Genomic DNA, 8353 nt, shown 5'->3' on the forward strand with positions numbered 1-8353 from the left:
TAGTAACTTTTTACTACCGATTTTGATCCCTACGTCTTGAAGAAAATTATTTTTGAAACCAATTAGAATAATCCTTTCTCTATCCTGGGGTACGCCATATTCGATAGTATTAATTAATCGCTCTGTTAATATATATCCTGCTTCGTGTAATTGTTGCTTGAGCGATTCAAAAAATAAACGGTGTTTTGTTGTCTTCCATAAACCCTTAACGTTCTCAAATAAAAAGAAATCTGGAAGATTGCGGCAAATTAATTCAATATATGCAGCGGAAAGTTTACCATTATTTCCTAAACTTCCTCTATTTTTCCCACCAATAGAAAAATCAGGACAGGGAGGTCCACCAATGAAACCAATTATCTTATGAGATTTGCGGCAGTCTTTAACTAATTCTTGAAGGTGTTCTGCTTCTTTTCCAATAATAAGTTTTGTTACATCTCCTGCCTCACCGTGATTATATCCATATTCAGGCGATCGCATTTTTAGAACTTCCCGTGAATGGCGATAGGCGGCGATGAATGGAGCGAAGATTTCATTGACATAAACAATATTAAAACCGCTAGTTTCAAAACCTAAATCTAGGAAACCGGAGCCAGCAAAAAAAGAAAAAATACAAGGGCGATCGCTCATTGCATGACTAGTACGATCAAAAAATCTTATTAATATTCATATTAAAGAAAAATGGGTTATCTACGTAACTTATAGGGAGAGCTAATACTAAACTATCCCAATTTTGACTTTAGGTTTGGCAAAAACTAATACACTTAGGGCTTTTACGTAAGTACCAATCAAAAAAGAACAATTTCAAAACTGCTTAAATAGTAAAAAATTTTCACAGTTTCCCTAAGTATTACATCTCAAAGTTTACTCAATCTTTAAGGAAAATACCTGACAGAAAAAGAGTCTAGAGTCACAATTAAATATAGGGGTTTCCAAGCCCAAATGATATTTCAGACAAATATTTGTCACTAAATAAAAAACCGGGGTACTTGAGACTAAATTTTTATGCGGATTTTAATTTACTCCTACAACTACTATCCAGAGCCAATTGGTATTGCCCCACTGATGACTGAATTAGCAGAGGGACTAGTGAAACGTGGACATGAAGTTCGCGTAGTTACTGCTATGCCGAACTACCCTGAGCGGCAAATTTACCAGGAATATCGGGGCAAATGGTATGTCAACGAATACAAAAATGGCGTTCAAATTCAACGCAGTTACGTTTGGATTCGTCCACAACCAAACCTATTAGATCGGATATTACTAGATGCGAGTTTCGTCGTCACTAGTTTTGTACCCGCCCTTATCGGTTGGCGCCCAGATGTGATACTCTCAACATCGCCATCCTTGCCAAGTTGTGTACCAGTTGCGCTTTTAGGATGGTTACGTGCTTGTCCTGTAATCTTAAATCTACAAGATATATTACCAGAAGCAGCCGTCCACGTCGGGCTGCTAAAAAATAAATTACTCATCCAGTTGTTTACATTATTAGAAAAATTTGCCTACCGCAGTGCCAGTAAAATTAGCGTCATCGCCGATGGGTTTGTGGACAATTTGCGAGCTAAGGGCGTAGAAGCTCACAAAATTGTGCAAATTCCCAACTGGGTTGATGTAAATTTTATCCGCCCTTTGCCTAAAGAAGATAACGCTTTTCGTGCAGCACATAATCTGAATGGCAAATTTGTAGTACTGTATTCTGGTAACATTGCCCTAACCCAAGGCTTAGAAAGCGTCGTCAAAGCTGCTTCTGTGTTGCGCCATATCCCAGATATTGTCTTTGTCATAGTTGGAGAGGCAAAAGGTTTACAGCGATTGCAACAGGAATGTCTAGACTGCGGCGCAGATAATGTATTGTTACTGCCATTTCAACCCCGTAAACATTTGCCACAAATGTTGGCAGCTGCGGATGTTGGTTTAGTGGTGCAAAAGAAAAATGTTGTATCCTTCAATATGCCGTCAAAAATTCAAGTGCTACTTGCTAGTGGAGGGGCCTTAGTTGCCTCTGTACCCGACAATGGTACGGCAGCAAGAGCCATTAGGCAAAGTGGCGGCGGAGTTATCGTTCCTCCAGAAGATCCCCAAGCTTTAGCGATGGCAATTTTAGATTTGTACAAAAACCCCGAAAAAGTCAAAACTCTGGGTTACAAAAGTCGCCAATATGCTGTTGAGCAATATGCTTTTGAGCAAGCCTTAAACCAGTATGAGTCCTTGTGTTACTCATTGACAGCAGAACATAGAGAAATTCAGTCTACAGGCATAGTTACAAAACAAGAAGTTTAATCTTTGCAGCAAAGTTATGCTGCATCTGTCTGTATAAATTACAATTATGCCCTCAAATCTAAGTAGTGAGAGTTTTGAGGGTAGCGAATTTTACTAATATAAATATAGCAATAGATAAGAAGATTTTCAGATGCATTGTTGAACTAAAAATCTCACGGCTTCACTTCATTCAACTCGTGGGTTATTGATACCTAAGTGCGTATTTATACTTATTTTAAGCGTATATAATAAAAGAATCGAACTTTTGCTAGACCAGTTATTAGTATGCTGCCTTGTATCGTAATTTTTAGCAGACAGTCAGTATAAAGCGTAGATATGTAGTAGTTACCTGCAAATTACTAGCTTTACATTACATATTATGCTGTTTGATGAATCTGCAATTATTTTCGCTCTCAATTCTTGCTGGAAAGCTATTGGTTGATTTATCGCTGCACAAGAACCATCAGCAATCAGCCGTTGCGGATATCGAAATCTAAACAGGCAATTATCAAACTAATCCCATAGACACCTGTTTTTTTGTTAGTATTCAAAAAAACCTATTGACACATTTGTCAGATCAATTGTTCGTTGTTTGTAAGTAAATGTCAACAATTGTTTCAAAAGGAAGAAAGCACCTGAGGTTTAATGACTGATTATTTCCAAGGAAATTTCCCATTGCAATCTGTCCCACTGACGAAGAGTGCGGTAATAAGCCACGGCCAAACCGAAGAGGCAAGCGAAAAATTAGCTGCAACGATCGCTGTTGCGGCATCAGATCGCAAAGCAGGTGAGATTCTATTGCTCAAAGTAGCAGAGGTATCCTACTTGGCGGATTACTTTGTGATGATGACTGGCTATTCTAAGGTACAGGTAAGGGCGATCGCTCAAGCAATTGAAGGAAAAGTCGAAACTGAGTTGCAACGCCGTCCCTTAAGGACAGAAGGAAAAGTCGAGGGCAGTTGGGTACTACAAGATTACGGTGATGTGATCGTTCATATCATGATGCCCAAGGAACGGGAGTTTTATAATTTAGAAGCGTTCTGGATTCATGCAGAGCGTATTTCCCTTCCAGAATCTGATGAAGGTGAGGGTAAGCCAACATGATTAGGTCTTCGGTTTCTAATTGCCCAGTTCCTACAGACCAACAACCACTCAATGAATACCAAGAGTTAAAAACTTCCTGGCTGTTTCGTGATACCACTTTACATTGGCGCGAGTATATCACGAAACTTTTTTGGATTTGGGGTTTATCTTGGCTCTTCGCAGGGCCGATAGCTGCGGCAAGTTTTCCACCTCACAAGTATATTGCACATTTTCTTCTCTGTGGTGCAGCAGGAGCCAGTGTCGGGTTAGTGCTGATACTGGTAAGGTTATACTTAGGCTGGTTCTACGTGTGCGATCGCCTTTGTAGCCCCACAGTATTTTATGAAGAGTCCGGCTGGTACGATGGTCAAACTTGGACAAAGCCACAGGAAATCCTTAACCGCGATCGCTTAATTGTCTCATACGAAATCAAACCCATTCTGCGGCGGTTACAATTTACCTTCGCTGGCTTGGCGGGAATGTACGTTATTGGTACTATAGGTTGGCATTTGTTTTAAAGCGTCATTGGTCATTGGTGAGCCAGTGCGGTCTTCTCCCAAAGGGAGAGGCTAGCGCCAAGGGGGTTTCCCCCATGAGCAACTGGCGAACCCGAAGGCTCATTAGTCATTAGCTAAGGACTAATTACCAATGACCAATGACTAAATTAATTAAAAAAGGTGATAAATATAAACCCATGACAATGGGAAAACGAACTCAAGCCACAGCACTGGAAGTCCGGTTGCTGCGGGAAGGTATTATTGAATCCAGGCATATAGTCCAAGCTGTTGTCTGCGACGAACGAGGACGGGTTCTAACCGTTGCCGGAAATTCTGAAACTGCTGCATTTATCCGTTCAGCCCTCAAACCATTTCAGGCACTCGCAGTAACTACCACAGGTACGCTGGAACGCTATCAACTCAGCGATCGCGACTTAGCAATTATTACAAGTTCCCACAAAGGAAAAATAGATCAAGTCCGACAGGTATTTAACATCCTTTGGCGGGCCGATCTCGATCCAACTATACTCCAGTGTCCAATTCCTGAAGATAAGCGGAGTCCTCTGGAATATAATTGCTCTGGAAAACATGCGGGAATGTTAGCTGTTTGTCAGCAACGCCATTGGCCCTTGAATAACTACTTGGATCGCAAGCACCCAATCCAGCAGTTAATTTTGGGCAAAGTAGCAGAGTTGCTGCGAATGCCAGCCGCAGAATTTATCAGCGCTCATGATGACTGTGGCGCACCAACTTATCTAATGCAACTCGGTCACATGGCATCTTTGTATGCACTGTTAGCCTCTAGTACCAACTTGGATATGGAGCGCATTGTCCGTGCAATGACTCATCACCCCGCGATGGTCGCAGGAGATGGAGAATTTGATACGGAACTGATGCGCTTAACTCCAGGAGAACTAGTCAGTAAAACTGGTGCCGAAGGAGTGCAGTGCATTGGTAGACTCGGTGAAGGCTTGGGATTGGCAATCAAAGTCATGGATGGGGCAAAACGAGCAAAATATGCCGTTGCTATTCACTTACTCCAGCAAATGGGGTGGATTAGTCCTAGCGCCGCCGAAAGCCTCTCAGAAAAGTTTGTCACCTTGGGAAAATACAAGCGTTTAGAAGTAATTGGAGAATTATCATTTTTGTAGTTGCCAAACTCTTGACTATAGGTTATGCTATAAAAGTTAAGAGCGACGCGGGATAGAGCAGCCTGGTAGCTCGTCGGGCTCATAACCCGAAGGTCAGTGGTTCAAATCCACTTCCCGCCACCAAATAAAAGACAAAACAAAAACCCTACAATCAGTTAAAGATTGCAGGGTTTTTGTTTTATTTTGATCTATTCTGGAAGAAATAGCCATCTAAAAGGCGCGGAGAATCATGGTTGTGAAGTTGCAGCGACCAATTTTAGTGGGAGGATTGGGACTGTCCTTTTCTCTGTGGATGTTGGACAGTTGGCACGATTCTATAGTGCAGGTGGGTGAGTTTGGTTTGTTGAGTGCCTTAGCTGTAGGCGGTGGTTTGTGGTTATTCCAGCAAAATCGCTCCAAAGACAGTTTAGAGCAGCTAGATGGTATGGTGGTTGACCGAGCGACTGTGGAAAGTGCGATCGCTAAAACTGAAACTGTAATTAACCAACTAGCACAAGAAGCAGAAAACCATCCAGCTTTAGAGACACTCAGAGAACAAGTTCCCCAATTGTTGCTGGAATTAGACAGACAAAAAATTAAAGTAGCTGTGACTGGCGGTAAATCCGTCGGTAAAAGCACTTTAATTCAAGTGTTACAAAATCTAGAGACACAAAATTTCGTGTCTCTACAAGAGACGGCACCTTTATTTAAAGAAGTGGGTGAAAATTCAGATGCGGCCATTTTGGCAGAAGTAGCAAAATCTGATTTTGTTCTATTTCTGACAAACGGTGATTTGACAGACTCAGAATTTCAAACCTTACAGCAGCTAAAGGCAGCAAATCAACCTAATATGCTGGTTTTCAACAAACAAGACCAGTATTTAACCGATGAAAGTGCCAACATCTTGCTGTCATTAAAACAGCGGATGCAGGGAAATGTAGTTGCAACTGCGGCCTCTCCCATTGCCATCAAAGTCCGAAAGCATGAGGCTGATGGTTCTGTGCAAGAGTGGATGGAGCAACCAGCAGCAGATATCCAGCAGTTAACTCAACAGTTGGGTGAAGTTTTGGCGCAGCAAGGACAACGGCTAGTTTGGGTGACAACCATGAGAAAAGCCGGGTTGTTGAAAGCTGAGGCGAAAAACTGCTTGAATGGAACCAGACGCGATCGCGCCACCCCAATTATTGAACAATATCAGTGGATAGCTGCTGCTGCTGCCTTTGCTAACCCAGTACCAGCCTTTGATATTCTGGCAACTGCGGCAATTAATGCTCAAATGGTAATGGATTTGGGTAATATCTATCAGCAAAAATTTTCCCTAGAACAGGCACAAACCGTAGCTGGAACAATGGGAAGTTTAATGCTGAAATTGGGTTTAGTTGAACTTTCTACAAAGGCTATTAGTACTGTTCTGAAAAGTAATGCCGTTACCTTTGTTGCTGGTGGCGTAGTGCAAGGAGTAAGTGCAGCTTATCTGACTAGAGTCGCAGGGTTAAGTCTAGTTGAGTATTTCCAACAGCAAGAAATAGCGATAGATTCTGGAACTGGTTTGAATTTGGAGAATTTGCGGCAAACCTTGCAAAAAGTATTTCAGCAAAATCAGCAGATTGGTTTTTTGCAGGGATTTGTTAAGCAAAGCGTGAAGCGTTTGTTGCCAGAGGTGCAGCAGGTTGAAGTAGTTGGTGTTCAGAAGTTTATAGGTTAAGTTCATCTAGAGGCGCAGAGTTTTTCTTTGCGCCTTTGCATTAGGATGAAAAATATGGTGATCGTTGCGGCTCCTGTTTTAAGGATAGGTAAATCATGAAAACGCCTTATCTTACAAATCCAAAGGGTGTTTTTAACAAAGATTTGTTAGAAACTATTGACATAAATGAGCTTCAAGACCTAGTTATTCAAACTAGACACAGATTGGAAGAACGTATTAGTTCCCAATCTCCAGCCACTTCAATGTTTGTACAAATAACTCATTTGGCAGCTGAAGCTGAAGCGGCTAATGAATTATCAATAAAATCTCATAAATTCCAAGAAGCAAGTAATCTAGCTTTCAAACTTGCACAACAATATCAGGAAAAGAACCTAAATACAGTTTTTGAATTATTAAAAAATTAGGTTCTTCAGTACTTGTTATGCTAAACTATCAATTAAAATGCCAGCTTAATAAGCATCTTACTCGGAAGTTTTCAAAATTTCTAAACCCATAAGCCGAGCGCTTAATTAGTTTGAGTTTGTTATTGATCCCTTCAACGGCACCACTAGTCGTCCTATTATCAAAATAAGCGATTATCTCATCAAACCAACGGATAAAAGTATTGTTGCTATTGGGAAAATATTGTTTAGCTTTTGAAAGCCAAATACCCAGTTTAAAGACTGCTGTATACCAGTTATTAGTTTTATTAAAAATTGTTCTAATTTTCTCTTTTAATTCATGCATTACTTTCAGAAGAGAAGACACCTCTTTGACTTGAATCAGCTTAGTTTTTTGCTCCTCATTCAAATCTGACTCGTTTTTAAGTAGAACGTATTTACTTTTATTAATTCCTGCTAATGTTTTTTCATACTCTGCCTTTTTTGATGATGTTTTTGCTTTCTTTATTAACTGTTCTACATTCCGCTTTTCTTGTTTTCTCTGGGTATCTAATTCCTTATTTATCTGAACCATAACGTGAAATCTATCTGCAACTACTTGAGCTTTAGGCATTAATTCTGCAACTAAATTTTTATATCCTTTCCATAAATCTATGCTGACTTCCTCTATTTGATCTAAAACTTCAGTTCCCCACCCTATAAGGGTTTTCTTGATTATCTCTTGAGTACGTTCGCTTAAAATTGCCAGCAGCTTAGACGTATCTAAATCTATTAATACAGCACAGTAATTTCCCTTTCCTTTCACTAGAGCTATCTCATCAATTCCAAGTCTTTTTAAGCCTTCAGGTTTTAAATCACCGTTATCTTCAGATGCGTCTTTCAACATTCTTTCTATTTCATCTGTTGTCACTAGACCAATAGAAGCCACACTATGTATGTCCGAATTTAATACTTCTTGTATTGTTTTCTGTGCAAGTCGTTTTGTATAAGTTCTTTTATTTCTAACAAAATCTAGGTGTTCACTGAAGGGTTTTCTACATTTTTCACATTTGAATTGTCGTCTATTAATTTCTAAAAAAACAGATTTATCTCCGAATGGTAAATCTTTAACAATGTGTCGATGATTTTGATGCAATTTCTGACTTTTTATGCCACAGTAAGGACAAATACTATATGATTTAATTGATTCGGTTTGTAAAACAATTCCAATCCCCGCATGAAGACGCTGTGATATAACTTTTACATCTTTCAAATCCAGAAGCTCTGTTAGAATTTTTATTCCTCTTTTGTTGAGCATGTCTG

8 protein-coding genes and 1 tRNA gene are annotated in these 8353 nt (G+C 40.0%); 7 read left to right on the plus strand and 2 right to left on the minus strand.

The features are described from left to right. Positions 1-627, minus strand: a 627-nt coding sequence (locus IQ229_RS04705; RefSeq protein WP_194041729.1) for a DNA cytosine methyltransferase, incomplete at its 3' end; no start/stop codon positions are given. Between the two features lie 375 nt (positions 628-1002). On the opposite strand from IQ229_RS04705, the gene IQ229_RS04710 reads away from it, so the two are divergent. From IQ229_RS04710 to IQ229_RS04740, 7 genes are all read left to right on the plus strand, one after another. Then, positions 1003-2277: a WcaI family glycosyltransferase gene (locus IQ229_RS04710; protein WP_194041731.1), complete on the plus strand. Its 1275-nt coding sequence runs from the start codon at positions 1003-1005 to the stop codon at positions 2275-2277. Positions 2278-2901: 624 nt separating this feature from the next. After that, complete coding sequence (gene rsfS / locus IQ229_RS04715) at positions 2902-3360, plus strand: ribosome silencing factor (protein WP_181928677.1); 459 nt, start codon at positions 2902-2904, stop codon at positions 3358-3360. Next, the gene (locus IQ229_RS04720; RefSeq protein WP_194041733.1) at positions 3357-3857 is read left to right on the plus strand and encodes a CGLD27 family protein; all 501 of its coding nucleotides are present in this window, start codon (positions 3357-3359) and stop codon (positions 3855-3857) included. Before rsfS ends, IQ229_RS04720 begins: the two co-directional genes overlap by 4 nt. 176 nt (positions 3858-4033) lie before the next feature. Continuing rightward, complete coding sequence (locus IQ229_RS04725) at positions 4034-4987, plus strand: asparaginase (protein ID WP_194041738.1); 954 nt, start codon at positions 4034-4036, stop codon at positions 4985-4987. 46 nt (positions 4988-5033) lie between these two features. Further along, a tRNA-Met gene (locus tag IQ229_RS04730) sits at positions 5034-5110 on the plus strand. Positions 5111-5216: 106 nt separating this feature from the next. Beyond that, complete coding sequence (locus IQ229_RS04735) at positions 5217-6671, plus strand: YcjF family protein (protein WP_194041735.1); 1455 nt, start codon at positions 5217-5219, stop codon at positions 6669-6671. Positions 6672-6766: 95 nt separating this feature from the next. Then, positions 6767-7075 (plus strand): hypothetical protein, encoded by a 309-nt coding sequence (locus tag IQ229_RS04740; protein WP_194041737.1) that lies wholly within the window; start codon positions 6767-6769, stop codon positions 7073-7075. Positions 7076-7103: 28 nt separating this feature from the next. On the opposite strand, the gene IQ229_RS04745 is transcribed toward IQ229_RS04740, so the two are convergent. Further along, on the minus strand, positions 7104-8348 hold the full coding sequence (locus tag IQ229_RS04745) for an ISL3 family transposase (protein WP_228013135.1): 1245 nt from the start codon (positions 8346-8348) through the stop codon (positions 7104-7106). Between the last annotated feature and the right edge of the window lie 5 nt (positions 8349-8353).

Source organism: Nostoc cf. edaphicum LEGE 07299 (genome assembly GCF_015207245.1).
Classification (GTDB): Bacteria; Cyanobacteriota; Cyanobacteriia; order Cyanobacteriales; family Nostocaceae; genus Nostoc; species Nostoc edaphicum_B.